General features: G+C 64.0%; 24 protein-coding genes and 1 pseudogene. 13 read left to right on the plus strand and 12 right to left on the minus strand.

What is annotated here, in order from left to right:
* The first annotated feature begins 9 nt into the window (after positions 1-9).
* From WJ542_RS18505 to WJ542_RS18545, 9 genes are all read left to right on the plus strand, one after another.
* Positions 10-1,566: a class I adenylate-forming enzyme family protein gene (locus WJ542_RS18505; protein ID WP_411190878.1), complete on the plus strand. Its 1,557-nt coding sequence runs from the start codon at positions 10-12 to the stop codon at positions 1,564-1,566.
* A 156-nt stretch (positions 1,567-1,722) separates the two neighbouring features.
* A complete protein-coding gene (locus tag WJ542_RS18510; RefSeq protein WP_411190879.1) occupies positions 1,723-2,967 on the plus strand; it encodes a branched-chain amino acid ABC transporter substrate-binding protein in 1,245 nt (414 codons plus the stop codon).
* 41 nt (positions 2,968-3,008) lie between these two features.
* Entirely contained in the window at positions 3,009-3,956 is a 948-nt protein-coding gene (locus WJ542_RS18515; protein ID WP_411190881.1) for a branched-chain amino acid ABC transporter permease, read from the plus strand.
* Between the two features lie 39 nt (positions 3,957-3,995).
* The gene (locus WJ542_RS18520; protein WP_411192489.1) at positions 3,996-5,270 is read left to right on the plus strand and encodes a branched-chain amino acid ABC transporter permease; all 1,275 of its coding nucleotides are present in this window, start codon (positions 3,996-3,998) and stop codon (positions 5,268-5,270) included.
* Entirely contained in the window at positions 5,267-6,034 is a 768-nt protein-coding gene (locus WJ542_RS18525) for an ABC transporter ATP-binding protein (RefSeq protein WP_411190882.1), read from the plus strand. Before WJ542_RS18520 ends, WJ542_RS18525 begins: the two co-directional genes overlap by 4 nt.
* Positions 6,034-6,753 carry an ABC transporter ATP-binding protein gene (locus WJ542_RS18530; RefSeq protein ID WP_411190883.1) on the plus strand — a complete coding sequence of 240 codons (720 nt, stop codon included), beginning with the start codon at positions 6,034-6,036 and terminating at the stop codon, positions 6,751-6,753. The genes WJ542_RS18525 and WJ542_RS18530 overlap by 1 nt, the downstream gene beginning before the upstream one ends.
* 103 nt (positions 6,754-6,856) lie before the next feature.
* The gene (locus WJ542_RS18535; protein ID WP_411190885.1) at positions 6,857-7,309 is read left to right on the plus strand and encodes a MaoC family dehydratase; all 453 of its coding nucleotides are present in this window, start codon (positions 6,857-6,859) and stop codon (positions 7,307-7,309) included.
* A gap of 48 nt (positions 7,310-7,357) precedes the next feature.
* A complete protein-coding gene (locus tag WJ542_RS18540) occupies positions 7,358-8,140 on the plus strand; it encodes an SDR family NAD(P)-dependent oxidoreductase (protein ID WP_411190886.1) in 783 nt (260 codons plus the stop codon).
* A 181-nt stretch (positions 8,141-8,321) separates the two neighbouring features.
* Positions 8,322-9,383, plus strand: a complete 1,062-nt coding sequence (locus WJ542_RS18545) for a GSU2403 family nucleotidyltransferase fold protein (protein WP_411190888.1) — start codon at positions 8,322-8,324, stop codon at positions 9,381-9,383.
* A gap of 178 nt (positions 9,384-9,561) precedes the next feature.
* Here the strand turns inward: WJ542_RS18545 and WJ542_RS18550 are convergent, their stop codons facing one another.
* Both WJ542_RS18550 and WJ542_RS18555 read right to left on the minus strand, forming a co-directional pair.
* Positions 9,562-9,939, minus strand: a complete 378-nt coding sequence (locus tag WJ542_RS18550; protein WP_411190889.1) for a DUF1493 family protein — start codon at positions 9,937-9,939, stop codon at positions 9,562-9,564.
* The gene (locus WJ542_RS18555; RefSeq protein ID WP_411190890.1) at positions 9,939-10,370 is read right to left on the minus strand and encodes an STM2901 family protein; all 432 of its coding nucleotides are present in this window, start codon (positions 10,368-10,370) and stop codon (positions 9,939-9,941) included. Before WJ542_RS18555 ends, WJ542_RS18550 begins: the two co-directional genes overlap by 1 nt.
* Before the next feature lie 250 nt (positions 10,371-10,620).
* Here WJ542_RS18555 and WJ542_RS18560 point away from each other — a divergent pair, with 250 nt between their 5' ends.
* Positions 10,621-11,019 carry a GyrI-like domain-containing protein gene (locus tag WJ542_RS18560; RefSeq protein ID WP_411190891.1) on the plus strand — a complete coding sequence of 133 codons (399 nt, stop codon included), beginning with the start codon at positions 10,621-10,623 and terminating at the stop codon, positions 11,017-11,019.
* Between the two features lie 400 nt (positions 11,020-11,419).
* Here the strand turns inward: WJ542_RS18560 and WJ542_RS18565 are convergent.
* The 4 genes and pseudogenes from WJ542_RS18565 to WJ542_RS18580 form a co-directional block, all read right to left on the minus strand.
* A pseudogene (locus tag WJ542_RS18565) lies at positions 11,420-11,611 on the minus strand (GPW/gp25 family protein); the annotation flags it as partial.
* 173 nt (positions 11,612-11,784) lie between these two features.
* Entirely contained in the window at positions 11,785-13,374 is a 1,590-nt protein-coding gene (locus WJ542_RS18570) for a phytoene desaturase family protein (RefSeq protein WP_411190893.1), read from the minus strand.
* A 12-nt stretch (positions 13,375-13,386) separates the two neighbouring features.
* A complete protein-coding gene (locus tag WJ542_RS18575; RefSeq protein WP_411190894.1) occupies positions 13,387-13,938 on the minus strand; it encodes a VOC family protein in 552 nt (183 codons plus the stop codon).
* A 34-nt stretch (positions 13,939-13,972) separates the two neighbouring features.
* On the minus strand, positions 13,973-15,418 hold the full coding sequence (locus WJ542_RS18580; protein ID WP_411190895.1) for a purine-cytosine permease family protein: 1,446 nt from the start codon (positions 15,416-15,418) through the stop codon (positions 13,973-13,975).
* A 264-nt stretch (positions 15,419-15,682) separates the two neighbouring features.
* Here WJ542_RS18580 and WJ542_RS18585 point away from each other — a divergent pair, with 264 nt between their 5' ends.
* The gene (locus tag WJ542_RS18585) at positions 15,683-16,666 is read left to right on the plus strand and encodes an AraC family transcriptional regulator (protein WP_411190897.1); all 984 of its coding nucleotides are present in this window, start codon (positions 15,683-15,685) and stop codon (positions 16,664-16,666) included.
* Between the two features lie 19 nt (positions 16,667-16,685).
* Here the strand turns inward: WJ542_RS18585 and WJ542_RS18590 are convergent, their stop codons facing one another.
* From WJ542_RS18590 to WJ542_RS18615, 6 genes are all read right to left on the minus strand, one after another.
* On the minus strand, positions 16,686-17,513 hold the full coding sequence (locus tag WJ542_RS18590; protein WP_411190899.1) for an SDR family oxidoreductase: 828 nt from the start codon (positions 17,511-17,513) through the stop codon (positions 16,686-16,688).
* The gene (locus WJ542_RS18595) at positions 17,510-18,136 is read right to left on the minus strand and encodes a cysteine hydrolase family protein (protein WP_411190901.1); all 627 of its coding nucleotides are present in this window, start codon (positions 18,134-18,136) and stop codon (positions 17,510-17,512) included. Before WJ542_RS18595 ends, WJ542_RS18590 begins: the two co-directional genes overlap by 4 nt.
* Positions 18,133-18,669, minus strand: coding sequence for an aromatic-ring-hydroxylating dioxygenase subunit beta (locus WJ542_RS18600; RefSeq protein WP_411190902.1), 537 nt, complete (start codon positions 18,667-18,669; stop codon positions 18,133-18,135). The genes WJ542_RS18595 and WJ542_RS18600 overlap by 4 nt, the downstream gene beginning before the upstream one ends.
* A complete protein-coding gene (locus WJ542_RS18605; RefSeq protein ID WP_411190904.1) occupies positions 18,669-19,994 on the minus strand; it encodes an aromatic ring-hydroxylating dioxygenase subunit alpha in 1,326 nt (441 codons plus the stop codon). Before WJ542_RS18605 ends, WJ542_RS18600 begins: the two co-directional genes overlap by 1 nt.
* Before the next feature lie 167 nt (positions 19,995-20,161).
* On the minus strand, positions 20,162-21,142 hold the full coding sequence (gene andR, locus WJ542_RS18610) for an anthranilate 1,2-dioxygenase regulatory protein AndR (RefSeq protein ID WP_411190906.1): 981 nt from the start codon (positions 21,140-21,142) through the stop codon (positions 20,162-20,164).
* A gap of 339 nt (positions 21,143-21,481) precedes the next feature.
* The gene (locus WJ542_RS18615; RefSeq protein ID WP_411190907.1) at positions 21,482-22,048 is read right to left on the minus strand and encodes a winged helix DNA-binding protein; all 567 of its coding nucleotides are present in this window, start codon (positions 22,046-22,048) and stop codon (positions 21,482-21,484) included.
* Positions 22,049-22,152: 104 nt separating this feature from the next.
* Here WJ542_RS18615 and WJ542_RS18620 point away from each other — a divergent pair, with 104 nt between their 5' ends.
* Positions 22,153-23,268, plus strand: a complete 1,116-nt coding sequence (locus tag WJ542_RS18620) for an LLM class flavin-dependent oxidoreductase (RefSeq protein WP_411190908.1) — start codon at positions 22,153-22,155, stop codon at positions 23,266-23,268.
* Complete coding sequence (locus tag WJ542_RS18625) at positions 23,246-23,773, plus strand: flavin reductase family protein (RefSeq protein ID WP_411190910.1); 528 nt, start codon at positions 23,246-23,248, stop codon at positions 23,771-23,773. The genes WJ542_RS18620 and WJ542_RS18625 overlap by 23 nt, the downstream gene beginning before the upstream one ends.
* Positions 23,774-23,813 lie beyond the last annotated feature (40 nt).

The raw sequence follows: 23,813 nt of genomic DNA on the forward strand, positions 1-23,813 counted from the left end.
CCGAACGCCATGAGCGGAACTTTCGATCCGGCTCTTCCGCCATTCGTCAGCCTGCCCGACCAGATCCGCCAGTGGGCCGGCACCCAGGGTGAACGCGCGGCGCTCGTCTGCGAAGGCGAGACCGTGAGCTATGCGGCCCTCGACGCGCTCGCCGACCGCTGCGCGGCCGCGCTCCAGCGCGACGGCGTGGCGCCGCGCGACGTAGTCGCCATCTGCGCGACGGGCTCGATCCGCTATGTGGTGGCCTTCATCGGCGCGCTGCGCGCCGGGGCTGCCGTTGCGCCGCTTTCGCCCACGGCGCATGCGGACAGCCTCGCGGGCATGATCGAGAACGCCGGTGCGCGGCTCCTGTTCCTCGACGAAGCGGTCGAAACGGCGCTTGCGACAGCGACGGCGCTGCCCGCCGTTCGCACCATTCGCCTCGACGTGAAGGAAGGCGGCAACGCATTCGACACGTGGCTCGCGCCGGCGGGCACGGCGCCGCAGCCTGTGGCGATACAGCCGGAGTGGGCGTTCAACATCATCTATTCGTCGGGCACGACGGGCACGCCGAAAGGCATCGTGCAGTCGCACGCCATGCGCTTCGCCTACGCCCATCGCAGCACTTCGCGCGGCTACGGGCCCGAGGCCGTGACGCTGACCGCCACGCCGCTTTATTCGAACACCACGCTCGTGAGCTTCTTTCCGACGTTAGGACTGGGCGGCACCGTGGTGCTGATGCCGAAGTTCGATACCCGCCACTATCTGGAACTCGCGCAGCGTCACCGTGCGACGCACACGATGCTCGTGCCGGTGCAGTACCGCCGGCTGCTCGCGGACCCGGATTTCGACCGCTACGATCTCACGAGCTTCCAGTCGAAGTCGTGCACGAGCGCACCGTTTGCCGCGGATCTGAAGGCCGAGGTGGTGCGGCGCTGGCCCGGCACGCTCACGGAGTTTTACGGCATGACGGAAGGCGGTGCGTCGTGCGAGCTGCGGGCCGACGAGTGCCCCGGCAAGCTGCATACGGTCGGCCAGCCGATGCCCGGCCATGAAATGCGCCTGATCGACGCCGAAGGCAACGAGCTGCCTCGCGGCAGCATCGGCGAGGTGGTGGGGCGCTCGCCGACGATGATGACGGGCTACTACCGGCAGCCGGACAAAACGGCCGAGGCCGAGTGGTACGACCGCGAAGGCCAGCGCTTCATCCGCACCGGCGACATCGGCCGCTTCGACGAAGACGGCTTCCTCGTTCTGATGGACCGCAAGAAGGACATGATCATCTCGGGCGGCTTCAACATCTATCCAAGCGATCTCGAACAGGTGATCGCAGCGCATCCCGACGTGAGCGAGGCGGCGGTGGTGGGTGTCGCTTCGGAGCGCTGGGGCGAGACGCCGGTGGCCTTCGTCACGTTGCGCGAGGGCGCGGCGATCGATGCGTCCTCGCTCATGGCCTGGACCAACGAGCGGCTCGGCAGGATGCAGCGTCTCGCGCAGGTGGTGGTGGTCGAGGCGCTGCCGCGCAGTGCGATCGGCAAGGTGCTCAAGCGCGATTTGCGCGACCGTTTCGGGGCTGCGCTCGCATAGGGTGCGTTTCGATATTGTGACGTGGCAGCCGCTGCGTCAGTGCTTTCCCTACACCGCTGTTGTTACCAATAGAAATGTGTTGATATAGCGAAAATAATACGGTCGGACGGAAATTCCCCCAGTAATAAAAGGGTGCCCACACCAAGGAGACAATTGATGAGAATGTTGCGTTCGTTGTTGGTTAGCACGGCCGTATGTTCAGCGTTGATGTCTGGCGCCGCAAACGCGGAGACCGTCAAGATCGCCTTTATCGATCCGCTGTCCGGCCTGATGGCGTCGCTGGGAACGAATCAGCTGCACAGCTGGCAATACACGGCCGAATGGGCCAACGAACATAACTGGGCAGACGGCACGAAGTTCGAAGTGGTCGGGTTTGACAACAAGCTTTCGCCGCAGGAAAGCCTGACCCTGCTGAACCAGGCGGCCGACCAGGGCATTCGCTACATCGTGCAGGGTAACGGCTCGTCGGTGGGCCTCGCGCTGGAAGATGCGGTGGCGAAGTACAACGAACGCAATCCGGGCAAGGAAATCATCTACCTGAATTACGCCGCGGTGGATCCGTCGATGACCAACGCCCGGTGCGACTACTGGCACTTCCGCTTCGACGCGAATGCGGACATGAAGATGGATGCGCTGACGACTTTCCTCGCGCGCGACAAGGACGTCAAGAAGGTCTATCTGATCAATCAGGACTACTCGTTCGGCCACGATGTCTCGCGCGTGGCACGTGAGGATCTGAAGGCCAAGCGTCCGGATATCGTGATCGTCGGCGACGACTTCCATCCGCTCGCACGCGTCAAGGACTTCTCGCCTTACGCCACCAAGATCAAGGCATCGGGCGCCGATACGGTGATCACGGGTAACTGGGGCAGCGATCTCGCGTTGCTCGTCAAGGCCAGCAAGGACGCCGGCGTGACGGCCAACTTCTACACCTATTACGGCGGCACGACCGGCGTGCCGACCGCCATGGGCTCGTCCGGTGCCGATCACGTCAAGTACGTGGGGGTGTTCGGTCCGAACAGCACGGACAACCCGGCTGTGGTGGGGCAGATCATCGAAGGCTACAAGAAGAAGTACAACGACGACTACTACCTCGCTACGGCCTATACCGCCATTACGATGTTGAGCAAGGCGATCAAGGAAACGAAGTCGAGCGATCCGGTCAAGGTCGCCAAGGTCCTCGAGGGAATGACGGTAGACGGCATGAACGGTCCGGTGACGATGCGCGCCGCCGATCACCAGGCACAGCAATCGCTGGTGATCGCCACGTGGACGAAGGCTGACGGCAAGACCGTGAAGTATGACCAGGAGAATACGGGCTACGGCTGGCGCACCGACGTCCAGCTCGGACCGACGGCGGCAACGCAGCCGACCACGTGTCAGATGAAGCGGCCGAACTAAACGCTCTCCCGCCGGGGCAACTTCACAAGGATGATCGGGCAGTGGAATTTCTGACCATCTCTCTCTTGAACGGCATCAGCTACGGGCTGCTGCTGTTCATGCTTTCGTCGGGCCTGACTCTGATCTTCAGCATGATGGGCGTGCTCAACTTTGCGCACGCCAGCTTCTACATGCTCGGAGCGTACTTTGCCTTCACCATCGCCAGCAAGCTCGGCTTCTGGCCGGCGCTGGTGGTGGCGCCGGTGCTCGTCGCCTGCGTCGGCGCGCTCGTCGAACGTTTCGGCCTGCGTACGGTACACAAGTACGGACACGTGGCGGAGCTGCTGTTTACCTTCGGGCTGTCGTATCTGATCGTGGAAGGCGTCAAGCTGGTCTGGGGACTGGAGGCGGTGCCGTACGCGATACCGCCCGAACTCGACGGCACGCTGTTCAAGGTGTTCAGCTCGGACTTTCCGAAGTATCGGGCCTTCATGATGCTGGTATCGATCGCGATGCTCGTGGGGTTGTATCTGCTGCTAACGCGCACGCGCATTGGCCTCGTTATTCAGGCGTCGCTGACCCACCCCGAAATGGTCGAGTCGCTGGGCCACAACGTGCAGCGCGTTTTCATGATGGTGTTCAGCGGCGGCTGCGCGCTGGCCGGGCTGGCCGGCGTGATCGGCGGCAATGCGTTCGTCACTTCGCCGTCGATGGCCGAGTCGGTGGGGACCATCGTGTTCGTTATCGCGGTGGTCGGCGGAATGGGTTCGCTGCCGGGCGCGTTCATCGCGTCGCTCCTGATCGGCATCATGCAGACATTCGCGGTCACGATGGACACTTCGCTCTCCGACCTGTTTGCACTGGTTGGCATGAAAGTGACGGACAGCACGGTTCTGTCGTCGCTGTGGCGCATCCCGGTATCGCAGGTTGCGCCGATTCTGCCTTATTTGCTGATGGTGCTCATGATGATCCTGCGACCGCGCGGGCTGCTCGGCAAGCGGGAGGGCTGAACGATGAAACCGCTCATTCAGGCCAGTGCCGGTTCGACGATGCAGCACCGCCGGCTGTTTCATCCCGCCCATTCGCTGCGCTGGGTTATCTGGGGCGCCACGATCCTCGTGATGCTGGTGATGCCGCTCCTGTTTTCCAGTGGCTTTGCGATGGCGCTGCTCTCGCAGATGGGCATCATGATCATCTTCGCGCTGTCGTACAACATGCTGCTCGGTCAGACCGGCATGCTGTCGTTCGGGCACGCGGTGTATTCCGGGCTAGGTGCGTTCGTGGCCGCCCACGTGCTCAACATGATCGGTGCGGGCGAGTTCCCACTGCCGGTTTCGCTGCTGCCGATTGTCGGCGGCCTGGGCGGGATGCTGTTCGGTGTGCTGTTCGGCTATGTGACCACCCGCAAGTCAGGCACCACGTTCGCCATGATTACGCTCGGTATCGGCGAAATGGTGGCGGCCAGCTCGCTCATGTTTCCCGGGTTCTTCGGCGGGGAGGGCGGGGTGCCGACCAATCGCACGGTTGGCCATGCGGTGCTTGGCATTACTTACGGCCCGGCGATTCAGGTCTATTACCTGATCGCCGCCTGGTGCCTCGTTTCGATGATTGCGATGTACGCGTGGACGCAGACGCCGCTTGGCCGCATGGCCAACGCGGTACGGGACAACCCCGAGCGTGCCGAGTTCGTCGGCTACAGCACGCAGCGCGTGCGCTACCTCGTGATGATCCTTTCGGCGTTCTTTGCCGGGATCGCGGGCGGCCTCTCGGTGATCAACTTCGAGATCGTGACGGCGGAGAACGTCGGCGCCGCACAGTCCGGCGGCGTGCTGCTCGCCACGTTCATCGGCGGCGGGGCGTTCTTCTTTGGCCCGATCATCGGCTCCATCCTTTTCGTGCTGTTCGCGGTCGCGCTGTCCAATCTCACGCATGCCTGGTTGCTCTATCTGGGGCTGTTCTTCGTGCTGATCGTGATGTACGTGCCGGGTGGCGTATCGAGCCTGCTCATGAAGCAAGTCCCCCTCATCGCCGCGCGCAAGCTGCACCGCATGCTGCCGTCCTATGCAGTGATGCTGGGCGCGGCGCTGATTGTTCTCAGCGCTCTGGTGCTGACCGTGGAACTCGTCTACAAGATCCAGATCGATAGCGACAACGGTACGGTCATGGCGCTCGCGGGCCTGAATTTCGATGCCGCTTCGTGGGTACCCTGGGCCGCTGCGGCGGTGCTGTGGGTGGTGGGCGTACTGGCCGCGCGTGTGGCGGCCGCACGGGTGCGCAGCGCGTGGGATCAGGTGCAACGGGAAATCGCAGGGAGCAGCGCATGACGGCCGCGTTGGAGTTACGTGAAGTGCGCAAGAAATTCGGGCGCACGGAGATCATTCGCGGCGTCAACCTGGATGTCGTGAAGGGCGAGCGTCATGCGCTGATCGGTCCCAACGGCGCCGGCAAGTCGACGACGTTCAACCTGATTTCGGGGCGCTTTTCGCCGAGTTCCGGTACGGTCAAGCTCAACGGCGTGGATATCAGCGGGTTGCCGCCGTACAAGATCAACCGCATGGGGTTGTCGCGCAGCTTCCAGGTGACGAACATTTTTCACCGTCTTTCGGTGTTCGAGAATTTGCGCTGTTCGGTGCTGTGGGCGCTCGGTTACCGGTATTCGTTCTGGCATCGGTTAGGACAGTTACGCGACGCCCGCGAGCGCGCCGATGAAGTGCTCGAACTGATCGGGTTGCAGGACCGGCGCGACACCCATGCCGGACTGTTGACCTATGCCGAACAACGCGCGCTCGAAATCGGCATCACGATTGCCGGCGGCGCCGAGGTCATCCTGCTCGACGAGCCCACGGCGGGGATGAGCCGTTCGGAGTCGGACCATGCGGTCGAACTGATACACAAGGTCACGGTCGGCAAGACGCTGGTGATGGTCGAGCACGACATGAGCGTCGTCTTCGGCCTCGCAGACCGCATTTCGGTGCTGGTCTATGGCGAGGTGATTGCCACCGACACGCCGGAAGCCATCCGCAACAACCGCAGCGTGAAGGAAGCCTATCTGGGCACCACGCTGGACGAACCCGCAGGTGCGCATTGATGGGATCCTCTACTCCGATGATCGAGGTGCGCGACCTGCATGCGTACTACGGCAAGAGCCATATCCTGCACGGTGTCGAGATGCAGGTGGGCGAGGGCGAGATCGTCGCGCTGCTTGGACGCAACGGTGTAGGTCGCTCGACGCTGGCCAAGTCCATCATGGGTCTCGTCCGGTGCGAGGGACATATTCTGCTGCGCGGCAACGACGTGCGGGGGCTGCGGACCTTCGAGGTCGCGCACCGTGGAATAGGCTACGTGCCGGAAAACCGAGATATTTTCCCTACGCTGACGGTTCGGCAGAACCTGTTGCTCGGCGAAAAGCGTAATCCGAGCCAAAAGAAGCCGCGCTGGCAGCTCGATGACATGTACCAGATGTTCCCGCGCCTGAAGGAGCGGGCGGACACGGCCGCCGGGGTGCTGTCCGGCGGTGAGCAGCAGATGCTGACGCTGTGCCGAACGTTGATGGGCGATCCGGATTTCATCATCATCGACGAGCCGACGGAAGGACTGGCGCCTCTCGTCGTCGCGCAGGTGGGCGAGTATCTCAAGACACTCAAGGCGCGCGGGATTTCGGTGCTGCTCGTCGAGCAGAAACTGGCTATCGCGCTGGATATTTCGCAGCGCGTTTACGTCATGGGCCACGGGCAGATGGTGTTCGAAGGGACACCTCAGCAGCTCAAGGCCGATGCCCGCGTCCGGCAGGAATGGCTGGAGGTGTAGGGCGCGAGAACAGGCCAAACAGGCCAGCCTGAGGTATCGCTTCGCTTCGGCGCATATTTTGCCAAATCGACAGGAATCCTTATTGTTATTGGAGGGATGATTCTTGAAAGTCTTCGAGCAACTCAGCGAACTTCAGACCTGCGTGGGCGAAGCGCTCGGCGTGGGCGAGTGGATGACGATCGACCAGCAGCGCATCGACCTGTTCGCCGAGGTCACACACGATCATCAGTGGATCCACGTCGATCCGGAACGCGCGGCGGCGGGCCCGTATGGCACGACCGTCGCCCACGGCTTTCTGACCCTGAGCCTGCTGCCGGCCCTGTGCGCGAGCGCTTTCGGCGTGTCCAATATACGCATGGGCGTCAACTACGGGCTCAACCGCGTGCGCTTTCCTGCGCCCGTTGCCGCTGGCAGCCGCATCCGTGCGGCTTGTCGGCTGCTGGAGTACACGCCGCTCGAGAACGGGGCGCAACTCACGGTCGAAGCCACCGTGGAGTGCGAAGGCTCAACCAAACCCGTCTGCGTCGCGGAGATGGTGTCGCGACGCTACGGCTGAGCGAGCAACACGAAGTGGACGATCTGGATTCCGAAGGGAGAAGGCGCTATGCGTTTCAAGGACAAGGTAGCCATCGTAACCGGCGCGGCCAGCGGTATCGGGCGAGCGACCGCCCGACGGCTCTATGACGAAGGGGCGACGCTCGCGCTGATCGACCGCAATGCCGACGCACTCGCAACCGTGGCCGACGGCATGGAGCGCGCACGCGTCTGGTACACCGGCCTCGACGTCGCGCGCGAAGACGACGTGGCGAACTGCGTAGACCAGGTGCTGCGCCAGTTCGGCGCGATCGACGTGCTGTGCAACAACGCGGGTATCGCGGGTGGCGATTACTCGCCGGTCAGCGAGACCAACACGGACGTCTGGCAGCAGATCCTCGCCGTCAACCTGATGGGCGTCGTGCATTTCACCAAGTGGGCCTCGCGTTCGATGATCGAGCGCAGCCGCGGCGCGATCGTCAATACCGCGTCCGTGGCCGGCGTGCGTTCGGGCGCGGGCGGGAATGCCTACAGCGCCTCGAAGGCAGCGGTCATCAATCTCACGATGACGAGCGCGTGCGATCTCTCGCCCTGGCATATCCGCGTCAACGCCGTATGCCCCGGACTGATCGAAACGGGCATGACGGCTCCGGTGTTCGAGCGGGCGCGCGCGCAGAACAAGGAAGACCGGCTTGGCTACCGGTGCGAACTGCGACGCCCGGGACGCCCCGAGGAAGTGGCCGCCGCCATCGCGTTTCTCGCGAGCGACGACGCGAGCTATGTGACCGGCCAGGCGCTGCCGGTGGATGGCGGCAATACCGCTTCGCTGAATTTGCCGGGAATGAAGGTCTGAGACCGGCTGGGGCAGGTGGGGGAGAGGACTGCATGGAGATCCGGGCTGCCTGGTGGTCCAGGCTATACCGAAGTGCTCGCATGGTCCGGCAAGTATTTCAGTAGTTCTCTAAAAATTACTGAAATACTCAGGCAGGCCGTTTTTCAGTAAAATATTGGAAATTACTGAAAACGGGCTCGACATGCACGGTTTTCCCCTTTACCAGCGCCACGACCAGGCTTACTGCGCCCAGTTTGCCAATATCGAGCAGGCGGCTGCGACGCAGGACAGGGTACTCATCGGGGCGCCGGGAACGATCCTCGAGCACAGGCGCGGAGACCTCGTCTACTACGCCCGGCAGTTCATGAACGCCGAAGGCAGGAAACAGGAGGAGAGCCTTGGCGGTCCTCGCGGCGACCCGGATGTGGAGGCGCGCGTCGAGGAAATACGCGACCGGATCCTGCAAAGCAAGGACCTCGTGAACCGCATCCGCGAACTCGCGAAGCTGGGCTTCCAGGTTGCCGACAACAAGACTTACGCCACGATGGGCGTCCTGTACAACCATGGTCTGTTCCAGGCCGGAGCCGTGCTCATCGGCTCCCACGCGTATGCGGTGTTGCTCAACAGCCTCGGTATCAAGGCCGTCGCTTACGAGACGGAGGACATCGATATCGCACGCGGGCGGCAACTCGCGCTGCAGCACGTGCCCACGGGCGGCCTGCTTGCCATCCTGAAAGAGACGGGCATTGCGTTCGTGGAAGTGCCGCCGATGACCCGCGGGGAGCCCTCGACGTCTTACAAGCAGGCCGGCGCAACCCGCTTTCATGTCGATCTGCTGGTGCCGTCGGACGACGATTCGTTTCCGACGATCGCCGTACCCGAACTGGGCGCGCACGCGACGGGGCTTCCGTATCTTGCGTACCTGCTAGGCCGGTCGCAGTTGAGCACGCTGCTGTCGAGACACGGCGCGGTGCCCGTGCGCGTGCCCGATCCGGCGCGCTTCGCGATCCACAAGCTCCTGGTATCGCGCCTGCGCACCAACATGCTCGTGAAATCGCACAAGGACGTTCAGCAAGCTTGCGTATTGCTCGCGATGCTCGGTGAGCACAGAACGGGCGATATCGAAGCGGCCTGCGAGGAACTGCCGGCGTCGGCTCGTGCGCTCGTGCGCCGAGCGTTGCCCGAAGTGCGCCGCTTGCTTGCGGTGCATGAAGGTGCGTTAGGTGAGTTTGAAACGGGTATCGGGGCATGGCGGAAAATGTGATAATTTATCTTATGTAAAATTTCAAGGACTAGTCCGAGCATTTAACATTTGGCGTGCGAGATCCGAGGGAGAGTTTGCGGCGGTCCTTATCCGATGGCGGACGCTCGCCTTCGAGCTCCCTCGGGCATGGCGGTCGGGAAAGCTGTTGGCACGCGCCCAATTGGCGATTCAGCGTGCGCTATCGTTCTGTGCTATGTGGGAATATCGCTTCGATTTCTGCGGTATCCCATCGCCCGCGCTTCATCGCCTCAGCCAACATTCCCAGCGTCAACGGGACGGTAGTTTCGCGTCGGTAGCGCTTCGAGAACAGTCCGAGGAAGCCGGACACCAGTTCCTGACCTTCTGGCCGGAAATAGCGGCGGTACGGGAAATCTTGCACCTGCACCTTGAACGTTTCCGCCCACTTGTCGATAAATTCGACAGCATCCAGCCCGGTTAGACCTAAATCGTCCTCAAGACGGGATGCCGGTAGCAAATTGAGCTTCCCGCCGAATAGCGGTCGCCCAAGTTCTTCCCGCGCGAATAGTTCGAGCTGCTTCCAGACATCGCTATTCATCAAAGCACCCGATCTTCCGGCTTCACAATGCGGTTATATACCATCACCGTCTTGCGCATAATCAGCGTCGCGTCTACCGCCAAAAAAATTTCCCCGACTATCGGAATCGTACGTCCGACCCAGGCACCGAGGTTTCGCGTAAACGCAATGCGAACGCCGGAAAGCCCTGCGCCGGTAATCATCGGCAGCCGAACGGCGACCTTGACCGGCAGCAACCTGCGCGCGACCAACGAGGCGACGGACGTGCCTGCTGTCGCGCCGGCGAACTTACCTGGCGCTGGCACGTCAGCCTGGCCTAGTAGCATGGCTGCCGCCGCACTCAAATCACCGAACCCAAGCTGCTTTTGCGTCTCGTCAATTGCCACATAAACGAACAGATCAACAGGCCTTAGATTTTGATGGATGCCGTATGCGTAATGATTTTCGCTCATTCAAGTCACCATTATTTCGGAGAACCCTACTCTCTTAATATCCCGATATTTTCACGCGAATCCGGTACTTTACCTGACATGCTCGTCGCTCACCTTCTTCCGTTTGCCATTTATGCAAAATTAATGATTGCGGGTATACAAGTGCCAAACAATTGCGAACGCGGCCCTTTCCTGACGTGCCTGACAGCGTCTCCCTGACATCAGGATACGGTATGCTTCAAGTTGACAGGCTCAAAATGGGAAATTCGGGATGGAACCAGGGGTTGAAAATATTTCGCGCTTCAGCGTATCTGGCTTAACCGTTCGCACGACTAACCGTGCCGAGTTCAGTCAGGACACCGCAAAAATTCCAGACTTGTGGGAGCAATTTTTCTCAAGGGGACTGGCAGATAACATCCCGAATCGGCTGCCGGATGCGCCAATTTTTGGCGTGTATTCCGCTTATGAATCTGATGCCACGGGCGCTTACGATCTGACGGCCGGTGTGTCCGTTAGCCAGCGAAATCCCGACTTTAGAAATATTGGGATTCAGGACGGCAAGTACCTCGTCTTCGAAGCCAGCGGTCCAATGCCCACTGCCGTTATTCAAACCTGGGCTGCCATCTGGGCATATTTCGAACAGCATCCCCAGTTCGGCGCAGCTTTCTGACGGATTTTGAATCTTGGTGCGGCCCAGAGGAAGTTCAGATTCATATTGGCGTCGAGACATCGTAAAGATGTCGCGAATAGGTGTTTCGGCGGCAAACGATCCTCGTGGCTCGGTGGCGATCACCGCGCCACCGTCACGGGCTAACAACTACAAAGCAGCCGCAGTGCTATCCGCACGCTGAGGCTTAACATACGTAAAAGTCTGTTTATTGAGGGCACCCCGTCTCGAAACCCAAGTTTTTCTAGATGGGGGTAGCAGTGATTTCCAGCTGCATGCCGAGAGTAGAGAGCGCGGCCGCGATAATGTAGATCTTGGGTTTGAAGCCGGAAACCGTCACGGGCAGCTCGGGGAATATCTCGGCCTGCCCGCGTGCGAGCGTAAGCGTCAGGCGCGGTTCCTATTGCATAGGGACAGTCGCTATCGCGGCATAGACGCGGATGCGCATCGCGCCATTGTTTGGGGCGTCGATCAGGTCGGGAATGTCTGAGCCGAATGCACGGCGCTTGATGCGTGAGGCGAGCGGCGTCGACAGGATTTGTCCGATCGACTGATACAGATGATCGAGTCCGCTGAGCGCGCGTTTACGAGTCAAGTCGCCCTGCTCGCGGTGCGCGTGTTTCGGCAGGCTGATGCCCTGGGATTTCACTTCTTTAAGCACAACGCGCTGTACTACGCGGGTTGCGTTGCATCCGTTGACCGTGTTGCCTTTCCTCCCGCACAGTCACTTCCCCCAAGCCCCCACAAACACCGTGCGTCCCCCTCCCCTCAACCCGCCCGACTCAACCGGTTCGCCGCAAGCCACCCCGACCCGCCCCCCAGCCCCGGCCCCGGATGCGTCGACGCCCCGATCTGGTAAAGCCCCGCATAAGGCGTGTCATGCCCGCGAGCGCCCTTCGCACCCGCGAACGGGCGCAGCCAGAAAAACTGATCCGGCGAGCACACGCCCGAGTACGGATCACCGCCCACGAGATTGCAGTTCATCCCCTCCAGATCGGCGGGCGAACAGGCGCGCCGCCCGACGATCTTCGCGGCAAGCCCCGGCATGACGCGTTCGAGCCGGCTCTGAATACGATCCGCTACACGTTCGCGTACCGCCTCGGTCCAGCGGCCGTCAGCGGGTACGTCGATCTCGCCGGCCGCGTCGCCTGCCAGGCGCGACGGCATCTCCTGCATCTGCAGCCACAGGATCGCCCCGCCTTCGGGTGCGCGCCCCGGATCGACCGCCGTCGGCTGGCCGATCGCGATGGTCGGCCGTGCCGGGATGAGGCCGTTGTTGGCTTCGGTGACCGACATGCAGACGGTCTCCATGCTTTCCGTGAGATGCACGAGCGGTACCTTCGCCAGCTCCGGGTCGCACCAGTCGGGTGGCGACGAGAGCGCGAAGTGAATCTGCATGTCGCCTCGCCCGAAGCGATAGGCGCTTGCCCGCTCGCGCCATGCGCCCGGCGCGTCGGGCAACAGGCCGTTGTAGAGCTGCGCGGGCGTCACGTTGCACACTACCGCCTCTCGCGCGCGCAGTGCGGCGCCGTTGGCGATCACGCCGACAGCCCGGTTTTTTTCGATCAGCACACGCTCGACATGCGTGCCGAGCAGAAAGCGCCCGCCGTGACGCTCGATCACCGCGCGGAACGCCTTGACGATATTCGCGCTGCCGCCTTTCACCACCGGCATGCCGCCCGCCACGACGGCCGCGAACGTGAGCTTGCCGATGAGCGCCGAGCTCGCGTCGTCGGGGCCGAGGCCCGTGTGCAGCGTCCACGGCGCGATGGCGGCGCGGGCGAGACCGGAACGCAGCTCGCGCATGCCCCAGCGTCGAAAGCTTTCGAGCGACTGCGCGCCAAATGCCGCGAGTCCGTCGACTCCGCGCCGACGCCACTCGCTCCACAGGAGCTTAAGCATCGGCCAGCTATACGGATTATTGCCAAGCAGTCCGAACGTGAGCGCCGCATCGGCGCCGAACAGGCGTTCGGCGGCGGCCGCGAACGCCGCGCCGTCGCCGGTGCAGTGCGCGTCGAGGCGCGCAGCCGTGTCGGCCACGTCCTGGCGGAATGCTAGCGAGCGGCCGTCCGGCGTCACGATGCCTGTCGAGTAGTCGCCCTGCGCGAACTCGAGCCCCGCCGCATGCAGTTCGTCCTTGAGCTCGGCATAGCCGGGACTGCCAACGAATAGCGGATACCAGGACGACATCACGTCGTGGAGGTAGCCGTCGAACAGTTCCTCCGTGCGGATACAGCCGCCCGGTTGTGCGTTGCGCTCGATCACGAGCACGCGCTTGCCGCGGCGCGCGAGCAAACCCGCGCACACGAGCGAATTCATGCCGCTGCCGACCACGATGACGTCTGCTTCGTCCCCCATCTACCCTCCTGTTTAGCCGTGTTGCACGGCGCGCGCGTAGAGCGGCGCGTCGGTGCCGTCCATGAACGGCAGGTGTCCGTACTCGACCAGCTCCCACTGGTTGCCGAACGGATCGAGGAAATAGTTCACGCGCAGGCCCGCGCAGGGGCCCTCGTCGATCACGATCGGGCCGTCCATCACGGCGACGCCACGTGCGCGCAGGAAGGCCAGCGCGGCGTCGAGGTCTGCGACCTTCAGCGCAATATGGCTCGCGCCGAGATCGCAATTGCGGCGCGGATCGGTGCGCGCGTCGGCGGGCAGCTCGTAGCGGAACAACTCGAGCATCAGGTTCTTGCCGAGCGCGAGCATGGCGAGCGTAAGGCGCGCGCCCTCCACGTTCAGATGGGCGAGCGTCCAGTCGCGCCCGTCGGCAGTGCGCGGCAATTCGCGCGCATCGAACGGTCCGAGACGGTACAGCTCGATGGCGCCCAGCACGTCGCGATAGAAGCGCACGCCTTCGTCGAGATCGGGTACGGTGAGCGCGACGTGATCGACGTGCATCAGTCCAGGCAAGGTGTTCTGCATGGTTGTCTCCAGGTTCGTGTCGAGGCGACGAGGCTCACGGCAGGCTGCGCGCGCCGCCGAGCGCGGCGACCGGCCTGAACACGGTCAGTCGCAGTGCGGGATAAAGCACGACGCACAGAATCAGCGTAGAAAAGAATTCGACCGGCACGAAGCGGTTCAGCACGTAATGCGAGAGCAGCACTGCGACGATTGCCGTGATGACGCCCGCCCAGTTGACGGTCTCGCTATCGCCGAAGTTGCCGGCATCGGCCACGCCCGCACCCGTGACCCGCCGCACGATAAAGAAGTCCGCCACGATCACGCCCGCAAAAGCGGTGGTCAACACGCCGAGAATCGTGATCCACGAGTTGACGAGCGCAAGGATCTGGCCGTAGAGCATCAGGAGGCCGATCACGTTCGCGAGGATCACGAACATCAGGCGGCCCGGGCGCCAGTTGAAGGCGTCGAAGAGATTCGAGAGCGAAAGCGAGGCGCTATACGTGTTGATGACTTGCGCCTTGCTTTGCGCGAGCACCATCAGGAGCGCGCCGAACGCACCGCCGAACACGACGAATGCCGCCGTGATGCTGTCGGGGCTTTGCAGCGCGGCCTGCGCAGCCGCTTCGCGCGTCATCCCCTCGGTGTGGACGTAGAAGTCGATCAGCGCCGGAATGCCTGCGTACATGATGATGCCGCCAAGGCTCAGCATGGCGATGTCCATCATCAGGTTGCCGATCAGCGCGGCCACGCCGATGTCGCGCGAGCTGCGCGCGTAGCGGCCAAGGTCGGCGTCGACGAGCGCAAGTGCGCCGGCCGATCCGATCAGCACGTTCACGCAGAAGACGAACTTGCCGATGTCGGTGCTCGCGCCCATGCCCGCCAGCACCTGGGGCGGAAACTGCGAGCCGAACGCGAGCAGGTCCGCCCCGCTATGCGGCGCGCCCGCAACGACGACATAGGTGATGTACGCCAGCACGGCCAGGAACGCCACGAGCGTGATCGACGAAACGCGGGCGACGAGCGTGAAGCCATAGGCCGTGAGCAGCACCCAGACAGCCGAGAGGAGTCCGTAGATTACGACACGCGTCGTCACCGTATCGGCGAGGTGGAAGTAGAACACGAAGCCGCGATAGAGCAGCGCGTTTTCGAGCGCGAGAAAGCCGATGATCATGAACGCGAAGATCAGCGACGAGATTACCGAGCCTTTCCTGCCAAAGCCGAAATGACGGGACAGGACCGTGCTCGACAGGCCCGAGCGGTAGGCGACATGGCCGCAAGCCCAGCCGAGCAGCGCGCCCACGATGGTCACGCAGGCGCCGGCCGCGAGCGCGATCTTGAAGCCGGCGACGAACGTGACGAGCGCGCCGAGAAAGAGCTGCACGAGTGTCGTTACGATGCCGGCGGTGTTCCATGAAAGGGCGAGCCAGCCCTGGCGCGCGTGGTCGGGTACGCGTTCGAGCGCATGGTCCTCGATCGCGGAACTCAGATCGGTTTCACTCATTCAGATCTCCGTGCGAAAAATTATTGGTCTCCGCCCGCGCCGAGCTCAGCGCCCCACTGGGCCCACCGGGACGGGGCCATTGTTGAAGGGCAATATCCGGCGGGCTAGCCGGTTTGCGCAGCAAGGAGGCCGAATTGCGCAGCGGCCGCGCGCCGGGACGGTTGCCCGCCCACCCCGGGCAAACGCGAATTTCGACTCGCTTTCCGCGCGGATATGCTTTAGGCTTAAAGGAATGACGCGAATATTCCCGTCCGCGAGCGCCCCATGCTGCCGATTACGTCCACGCTCGAATCGTCGTGGCTGAACCGCTACCGTCTGTTCGAGTCGTCCGATCTGGAGGACACCCGCGAGCGCGTCTCGCGCGTGCTGCAGCCGCACCGGCTACTGCCCGGCCGGTTGCGCCACGGCCTGCACGCCTACGTCAACTGCGCGTCGTTCGGCAACCTGTCGTTCGGCTCGATCGGCTATGCGAGCACGATGAACGTCGATGCGGGCGAGGTCGACGACTATTACCTGCTGATTCTGGCCCCGAAGGGCTATGGCGACGTGACGGTGGGCACGCAGCGCATGATCGTCGGCCAGTCGCAGGGGATCCTGGTCGGGCCGCGCACGCACTTCTCCGGCACCTTTTCAGACCATAGCGAGCAATACTTCCTGCGCATCAATCGCGATGCCCTGCTCGCCCACTCGGGCCACGCGCAACTGCGTTTTGCCAGCGCGATCGATCTTTCGAGCCGTGCGCTCGCGCCGCTCGTGGTTCAGCTCGCGGCGCTCGCCGCCTCGCCGGAGACCGTGCAGCTCGCGCAGCGCGACAGCCGCGTCGCCGTCGAGCTGGAACGGCTCATCGTGACGCTGCTGCTCGCGGGCCAGCCGAACGACGCGCTGCCGCCAGGCCGCGAATGGGTTAGCGTGCCGAGAGCCTTGCGTCGCGCGGAGGCCTATATCGCCGAGCATGCGCTCGAGCCGCTGCGCGTGAGGGACATTGCGGACGCGGCCGGCGTGCCGGTGCGCACGCTGCTGCACAATTTCAAGGTATTTCGCGAGACAAGCCCGATGCAGCGCGTGCGCGACGTGCGCATGGAGCACTCGCACGAGCGATTGAGGCACGCGGGCGAGTGCGAGCGGGTGGCCGATGTCGCGCTCGCCTGCGGCTTCGTCAATCTGGGGCGCTTTGCGAAGGCCTATCGCGAACGCTTCGGCGAATCGCCTTCCGATACGCTGCGCAAGGCACGCGCGCAGCACGGTTAGCACGTTCACCGGCCTCACGTCACGGCTGCCGCGCGAACCAGTCGCGCGGCGAGACGCCCTGATCGGGGCCGAGGCTCGAAAAACCGCCGTCCACGGGCACATCGACGCCCGAGATCCACGAGGCGTTCGCCGAGCAGAGAAACGCGACCACGCGCGCAATCTCCTCGCCGCGCCCCACGCGCCCAAGCGGATGGAGCGGCTGGCCGACACGATCGGCGAGCGCGATCGAGCCGCTGGCCAGGCGTTCGAGCGAGGGCGACCACGTCCAGCCTGGCGAAACGCTCACGGCGCGCAGGCCGCGCGGGCCCAACTCCATGGCCAGGTTGCGCGTGAGCTGGAGCAGCGCGGCTTTCGAGGCCGGATAAAGCGCCCTGCCCGCCGCGCCGAACTTTCCGCCGGTGCTGCCGAGATTGACGATCACGCCGTCGCGCCGCAGATGCGGCACGGCTTTCCAGGCGAGGATGGCGGCTGAAACGAGGTTCACGTCGAGCAGGCGGAGCCATTGCTCGCGTGTCGAGGCAAGGCCGGCGTCGTCATAGCTGCACGCATTGTTGACGACGATATCGAGCCCGCCGAACGTGCCGATCGCGGCTTCGATCGCGCGGTCGAGCGCGGCGTCGTCGGTGACGTCGGTTTCGACGAAGCGCGCCGCGCCGCCGATCGACGCCGCGACCGCACGGCCCGCCTCGGCGCCGAGCCCAGCGATCAGCACCGCGGCGCCCTCATTCGCCAGGCCGCGCGCGATATCGGCGCCTATGCCCTGCGCCGCGCCCGTGACGATGGCGACCTTGCCGTCGAGACAGCCCATGCCCCTGCGTGGCGCTTCGGAACGCGAGCCTGAGTTCATGAGGTCTCCCTGGCATCGCCATTGCCAAAGATATCGGCGACAGTCGAGATCGTCGCAACAAGCCGCATCGATTCGAGCGACGCATCGTGCTGGCGCGGGTCCGCGCACGCGCAGGCATCGGCGGCGACGGCCGCGGTATAGCCGAGATCGACCGCGTGACGCACGGTCATCTCGACCGTCGAATGCGTGGCGACGCCGGCGACCACCAGATGACGCACGTCGTGCGCCGCGAGCAGTTGTTCGAGCGGCGTGCCGATAAAGCCGCTCGTGCGCCGATGATGGAGCACGTAGTCGAGGGCGCGCGCGGGATCGGGTTCGAGCCCCGGGTAGAACTGGGCGCCCCACGTCCCCTCGCGCAGCGCGCCCAGTTCGGCGGTTCGCGCGAAGATCGGCGCGTTGCGCAGCAGGTCCGCGTAGTCCGCGCGAAACGCAATGCGGATGTGGATCAGCGGCAGTTCGCGTCGGCGCGCGCGTTCGAGCAGCGAGCGCGCAGCACCCAGCACGGCTGCGCGCTCCGATTGCGCCCCGTCGAAACCCACCCGGATCTGGCCGCCCGGATCGACCACATCGTTCTGATAGTGCAGCGCGATCACCGCGGTGCGCGCGAGCGAGACCGCCGTCACAGGAACACCTCCAGGTTCGCGAGCGCGTCGGTGGAATTGACGAGGTCGATGCGCTTCAGATAGATCTTCCAGTCGTCGCCGGTGTCGATCTTGTGCGTGACGAGGCCCGCGAGCGTGCGCTGACCGAGCCGCCACTCGTTGACGAGCAGCGTGGAGTGCACGATCAGCCGCCCGGCCGTATCGCGCCCCTCGATCATCACGTTGCCGATCAGCCGCGCCGTGCGCGTGGCCGGCTGCTGCGACCAGTTGCGAGCATGGGTCACGCGGCGCGCGCGGACCTGGCGCAGCGTCGCGTCCTCCCAGAAGAGCGAGATGTGATCGTGCGGGCTCGCCTGCCCCGGTTCGTGCGGGACCCAGTACATGCCGTCCGGCGTGAAGAGGTCGAGCCAGGCGTCGAAGGCGCGCGTATCGAGCAGGCGCGCCTCGCGATAGAGGAACTGCTCGGCTTCGGCCCGCAGGGTTGTGTCCAGCGGGCCCGGCGCGACGGAGCCGGCCGCCGCGGTCGAAACGTCGAAGGTCGGGTCGTGCAGCATCAGGCGTCTCCGCGGTTCTGTCCGGTTTCGTCGATCATGAAGCGCTTCCATGCGGCGAACTGGTTGCGCATGGGCAATTCGCTCGTGCCGTTGAGCGACACGAAGCCGTCCTCCACGGCGCGATCCGTGCCCGCGTAGCGATGCAGGCTGACCCAGTCGCCGCCGCGCGTCTGGTTGCCTTCCTGGCAGCGTGCGTAGACTTCGACGTCGTCGGGCATGACGTTCGACGAAGGCGAGTTGATCACGTTTGCGTACGTGAGCGCGCGGTCGAACACGGCTTCGGGCGCGCCCTTCAGGCGGAATACCTGGATTTCGACGAGCGTTTTGTCCACTGCAAGCGGACGGATCACGCGAAACTGCTGGAATACGGTGTGCGGCGAACCGCTGCCGTAGATCACCGTGTTGTGACGGTTCATGCCGAGAATCTGCCGCGCGAGTTCGTCGCCGCGGGCCGCGGCCAACGTCGTGAAATGCGCATTCGAAACCGGGTCGCGATTGGCCGCCGCTGGGTCGAAGATGCCTTCCATGTAGCCGTGCCCGTACTCGTAGGCGCGCAGTTCGAGTTTTTCCCAGAACTCGTAGGGCTCGCCGTTGCCGTCCATGATTAGCAGTTCGAACGGCTTCGCGCCCAGTTCCTGCGCCTGCGAGCGCGCGGAAACGACCGACGATTCGTGCGTGACGCGCGCGTGCATCGTGTCGTGCAGATTCTCGTAGAAGATCTTCCAGTTCGAGCGCTGCAAGACGCGGAACACCCCGCCCGCGACTTCGACTTCGCCAACCGGCGAGCGATCGCACAGATTGTCGATCGACGAGGCCACGCCATTGAGAAACGTTTTCAGGTCCGGCCCCTCCGCGGCCTGGCTTGCGAACACGAAGCCGCGATAGTTCTCGACACGGGCGACCCGGCGCATCGAAAAATCCGGATGCGCCGGATCGAAGCCGGTATCCTGCAGGCCGTTGCGCAGCGGCGCCGAGAGGTGCGTGCCGTCGAGCCTGAACGTCCACGCGTGATAAGGACAGCGGAAGAACTTGCCGGCGCAACCGCCCCCGTCGGGGACGATCTTCGCGCCCTTGTGCGCGCACCGGTTGTAGAGAACATGAACCTGCCCGTCTGCGGCACGGACCATCACGACATCCTGATCGCCAATGCGCGTGGCGTGATAGTCGCCAGGCGCCTTGACCTGGCTTTCATGACCGACGTAGATCCAGGCTCGACCATAAATCCGCTCCATTTCCAGATCGAAGATCTCGGGGTCGGTGTAGACACGCTTGTTGACGCTGTCCGGCCGAACGAGGCCGGATAGCGTTGCAGCAGTAAGAGTCATGCCGATTCCTTACAGGGTGAAATTGCAGACCGAGGACGAGGCACCCGCCCTTCGCGCGCGAGATGCGCGTACGGATAGACTGTATGGCCGCGCAATGGCCGTGAATATCCGCGAATCGCAGCGCGTGGCCGGCACGCGCAGGAAATCGGGCCAGTCTCGGGGGAACCTCAGGCAGACCGCCGGCGAACCCGGCGCAGCGTATCCGAAGGCGATTCGCCGAACTTCTCGCGGTACGCGAGCGCGAAGCGGCCAAGGTTCGCAAAGCCGCAGCCAAGCGCGATATCGGCGACGCGTTCGGCCTCGCGCGCGGCCAGCAGGCGCTCGCGGGCGCGCTCCAGCCGCGACTCGCGCACGAACTGCATCGGGCTTGCGTGCGAAAACCGCTGGAAGCCGTCGAGCAGCGTGCGGACGGGCACGCCCGCCGCTGCGGCAATCTCGGCGAGCGTGATCGGCTCGCACGCATGTTCGGCGATGAAGGCCTGGGCGCGCTTGACCGTGCGCGGGACAGCCGCTGCCACCGGGCTCGACACGAGGCGATGAGGCTGCCCGGCCAGCAGCAGCGTGACGACGAGCCCCTCCAGTCCGGCGGCGACGCGCGCGTCGCGCTGCGCGAGCGCGATGGTCTCCGGCGAAGCGGCCAGCATGCGCAACTGCGCAAGCCACGGCGCGAGCTCGGGGCGCGTGAGGTCCAGCGCTGGCTCCATCTGCAACTGGTCATAGCCCGTGTGCGCCTGCACCGTGCGCTTGTCGATGCGCACGAAGAACTGCTCGCAGTCGCCGGAAAACGTGCCGCAAAAGCGGGTGGACGGCCCCACGAGCACGCCCTGGGTCGGGCCGACGATCATGCGCCGGCCGCCGACGCTTACGTCCGCATAGCCGCTCAGGCTCAGGATCGCGAGGTAGTAATCCTCGATCTCGCCGGCGTCGACGCCCATGGCGCCCGCGTAGCCGATCGTGCCGAACGCGAGGCCGTCGATGCGCACGTAGTTCATGTGCGCCGACTGGCCGGAGCGCGCGACGCCCGGCATCAGGCGGTGCGGCTGCAGCACCGTGGCGATGCGCTGGCGCGTGTCGTCCACGTCGTTGGACTCGAAGTACCGGTATCGACGCAGCGAGACCGGCTCGATCAGCAAAGAGGCAGGCGGCATGGCGGATCCTTCCTCATCGGGTTTGCGAAGAGGCCGGAGGGCGCGGGAGGCAATGACTCGCGCATCGTATTCCGGCGATGACGCCACTGTATACGTTCGAAATTCGCGTCAAAAGCGCGGAAAACCCCGTCTCACGCGCTTGCGGGAACGGGACAGGCAACCCGCCGCGTCTGCGCTAAATGGATAGATCGCGATTTTTGGCCGCGGAAAGCTGTCTAGCCTGCCCTAAATCTCGCCGCATCCGCGGCGCCTCGTGCTCATGGAACCCAGGGAAACTTCGGTTGCCGCCGGAAAATGACCACGCTAGCATTCAATCAAATAGAAATTCTATGTGAAATTCTATTCAACGCTGGTCGGTCGCCGCCGGTGGAACGTCGCGACCTCGCGCGTAGAGGATTCGTAGACGCGCTCCATCCGTTCGAGACATGCCGTGGCTTCTTTCGCCGCGGACCGGATGCCCGCCGTGGCCTCGGCCAGCTTGAGCAGCACCGTTTCGCGCAGGCGCGCATACGCTTCGCACACGCGCGCGCCTTCCGCGGTTGCGATGTAGTACACGCCGGTACGCGCCGAGCCGTATTTCTCGACGAAGCCGGTCTTGATCAGCTTGCGTAGTTCGTACTGCATATTAGCGACGTCCTGCCGGTTGGTCAGGTGCAGCAGGTCGCGAATGGTCTTGGGCCGCTCGTGCATGTGGATGACGTGCAGCAGTGCGTTCTCCTGACCGCTCAGCGTCGTGCCCGTCACGGCGGCCATGCACTCGGACTGCCAGCGCGAGAACGACTGGTCGAGCCGCATGACGGCGTATTCGAGGTCGGTGATCTCGACGCCGAATTCGTCCTTTGCGAGGTGCCAGCGGTGCTCTGCCGTAGCGCTCTTTTTCTGGGTTCTGCGTGATTGTTCGGTCATTGCGGAATCGGGCTGTCGAGGGTCACGCCGTTGATGGCGTAAAGGAAACAGGCTGCCGCAAGGCGGTCCGTCATGGAAGCAAATTTTACTGCGCGAGGACTGAGATGAGACGAATTCTGGACACCAGGGATTTCATTCTGGGGACGTTTGCGACGAACTGCTCGGGCGGCATGTCGGTGACGAAGATCGGCGAGCGCTGGGACAACTCGTGGGAGAACAACGAGAAGCTCGCGCTCATGCTCGACGAAGCGGGGATCGACTTCATGCTGCCCATCGCCCGCTGGATCGGCTACGGCGGCGAGACGGACTTCCACGGCTCGGTGCTGGAGACCATGACGTGGGCGGCAGGACTGCTGGCGAAAACGCGCCGTCTCACGGTGTTCGCGACGATCCACACGGCGGCGAACCACCCTGTCGTGGTGGCCAAGCAGATCGCGACGCTCGACCAGATCGGCGCCGGCCGTGCGGGCCTGAATATCGTCGCGGGCTGGAACCGCCCCGAATACGAGGCACTCGGGCTGCCGCTCGCCGCCGGTCACGACAAGCGCTATGCGTATGCCCAGGAATGGTTCGACGTCGTGCAGAAGATCTGGACGCACGAAGGCCCGTTCAACTGGGAAGGCGAGCATTTCCAGTTGAAGAACGTCTACGGCCTGCCGCGTCCATGGAATGGCGAACGCCCGCCTATTCTGAACGCGGCGGGCTCGGGCGAGGGACGCGACTTCGCCATCGGCAATGCGAACTTTCTGTTTACGCCCGCCATCGATCTCGAACGCTCGCGTGCCGAAGTCGCGGCGCTCAAACAGAAGGCGGTCGACGCGGGCAAGCCCGTGAACGTGCTGACGTTCTCGCACGTGGTCTGCCGGCCGACCGAAGAAGAAGCGCGCCAGTACCTCCAGTATTTCGCGCAAGACCACGCGGACTGGGGGGCGGTCGACAATCTGGTCGCGCTGCAGTTCGCGAACGCCCAGTCGTTCCCGCACGACCTGCTCGCGTTGATCCGCGACCGCATGGCGGCCGGGCACGGCGGCTTCCCTCTCGTCGGTACGCCGCAGCAGGTCGCGGCCGGCCTGATTTCGCTGGCCGAGGCCGGTTTCAAGGGCACGACGCTCTCGTTCGTCGACTATGTGAAGGAGTTCCCGTACTTCCGCGACACGGTGTTGCCTATCCTGGAGGCACACGGGCTGCGCAGCCCGCGTGAAGCACGCCGTGCAGCCTGATCGCAGTGCAACGCTCAGCAACCGCTTCGTGCAGGCAATGCGCGGTTTCGCCGGCGCGGTCTGTGTCGTGACCGTTGCCGACGGAAACGAGCGCAGCGGCTTCACGGCCACGTCCGTCTCGTCGTTCTCGGCCGAGCCGCCGATGGTGGTGGCGTCGATGAAAGCGACGAGCTCTTCGGCGCAACTGCTCGAACGCACCCGTCGCTTCGGCGTGAATCTGCTGCGTGCGGAACAACGTGCGATCGCCGAGCGCTTTACGGGCTTTCGCGGCGAACAGGGCGCAGCGCGCTACGGCGACGACGAGTGGATCCAGATGACGCACGGCGGCGCACCGCTGCTGTCGAGCAGCGCCGCGGCGCTGGACTGCGAGGTCGAGGAGCTGATCGCGCGTCATGGCCACCTTCTCGTCATCGGCCGCGTATGCGGCGTGGTGCGCGACGACGCCGTGCCGCATCCGCTCGTGTACTGGCGGGGTCAGTACACGGCGCTCGCGGCGGCAGAGTGACCGGTCGACCCACGCCAGCAAGCCGGTTTCCGGGACAACT

Origin of the sequence: Paraburkholderia yinzeri, assembly GCF_046581065.1 — a bacterium.
GTDB lineage: Bacteria > Pseudomonadota > Gammaproteobacteria > Burkholderiales > Burkholderiaceae > Paraburkholderia.

Bases quoted from the DNA above. Each gene is read 5' to 3' on its own strand.
- WJ542_RS18560 (WP_411190891.1), top strand. From the start codon at position 10,621: ATGGAACCAGGGGTTGAAAATATTTCGCGCTTCAGCGTATCTGGCTTA.
- WJ542_RS18620 (WP_411190908.1), top strand. From the start codon at position 22,153: ATGAGACGAATTCTGGACACCAGGGATTTCATTCTGGGGACGTTTGCG.
- WJ542_RS18520 (WP_411192489.1), top strand. From the start codon at position 3,996: ATGCAGCACCGCCGGCTGTTTCATCCCGCCCATTCGCTGCGCTGGGTT.
- WJ542_RS18505 (WP_411190878.1), top strand. From the start codon at position 10: ATGAGCGGAACTTTCGATCCGGCTCTTCCGCCATTCGTCAGCCTGCCC.
- WJ542_RS18530 (WP_411190883.1), top strand. From the start codon at position 6,034: ATGGGATCCTCTACTCCGATGATCGAGGTGCGCGACCTGCATGCGTAC.
- WJ542_RS18550 (WP_411190889.1), bottom strand. From the start codon at position 9,939: ATGAATAGCGATGTCTGGAAGCAGCTCGAACTATTCGCGCGGGAAGAA.
- WJ542_RS18600 (WP_411190902.1), bottom strand. From the start codon at position 18,669: ATGCTGCACGACCCGACCTTCGACGTTTCGACCGCGGCGGCCGGCTCC.
- WJ542_RS18570 (WP_411190893.1), bottom strand. From the start codon at position 13,374: ATGGGGGACGAAGCAGACGTCATCGTGGTCGGCAGCGGCATGAATTCG.
- WJ542_RS18510 (WP_411190879.1), top strand. From the start codon at position 1,723: ATGAGAATGTTGCGTTCGTTGTTGGTTAGCACGGCCGTATGTTCAGCG.
- WJ542_RS18555 (WP_411190890.1), bottom strand. From the start codon at position 10,370: ATGAGCGAAAATCATTACGCATACGGCATCCATCAAAATCTAAGGCCT.
- WJ542_RS18540 (WP_411190886.1), top strand. From the start codon at position 7,358: ATGCGTTTCAAGGACAAGGTAGCCATCGTAACCGGCGCGGCCAGCGGT.
- andR (WP_411190906.1), bottom strand. From the start codon at position 21,142: ATGCCGCCTGCCTCTTTGCTGATCGAGCCGGTCTCGCTGCGTCGATAC.
- WJ542_RS18590 (WP_411190899.1), bottom strand. From the start codon at position 17,513: ATGAACTCAGGCTCGCGTTCCGAAGCGCCACGCAGGGGCATGGGCTGT.
- WJ542_RS18575 (WP_411190894.1), bottom strand. From the start codon at position 13,938: ATGCAGAACACCTTGCCTGGACTGATGCACGTCGATCACGTCGCGCTC.
- WJ542_RS18615 (WP_411190907.1), bottom strand. From the start codon at position 22,048: ATGACCGAACAATCACGCAGAACCCAGAAAAAGAGCGCTACGGCAGAG.
- WJ542_RS18605 (WP_411190904.1), bottom strand. From the start codon at position 19,994: ATGACTCTTACTGCTGCAACGCTATCCGGCCTCGTTCGGCCGGACAGC.
- WJ542_RS18545 (WP_411190888.1), top strand. From the start codon at position 8,322: ATGCACGGTTTTCCCCTTTACCAGCGCCACGACCAGGCTTACTGCGCC.
- WJ542_RS18585 (WP_411190897.1), top strand. From the start codon at position 15,683: ATGCTGCCGATTACGTCCACGCTCGAATCGTCGTGGCTGAACCGCTAC.
- WJ542_RS18580 (WP_411190895.1), bottom strand. From the start codon at position 15,418: ATGAGTGAAACCGATCTGAGTTCCGCGATCGAGGACCATGCGCTCGAA.
- WJ542_RS18525 (WP_411190882.1), top strand. From the start codon at position 5,267: ATGACGGCCGCGTTGGAGTTACGTGAAGTGCGCAAGAAATTCGGGCGC.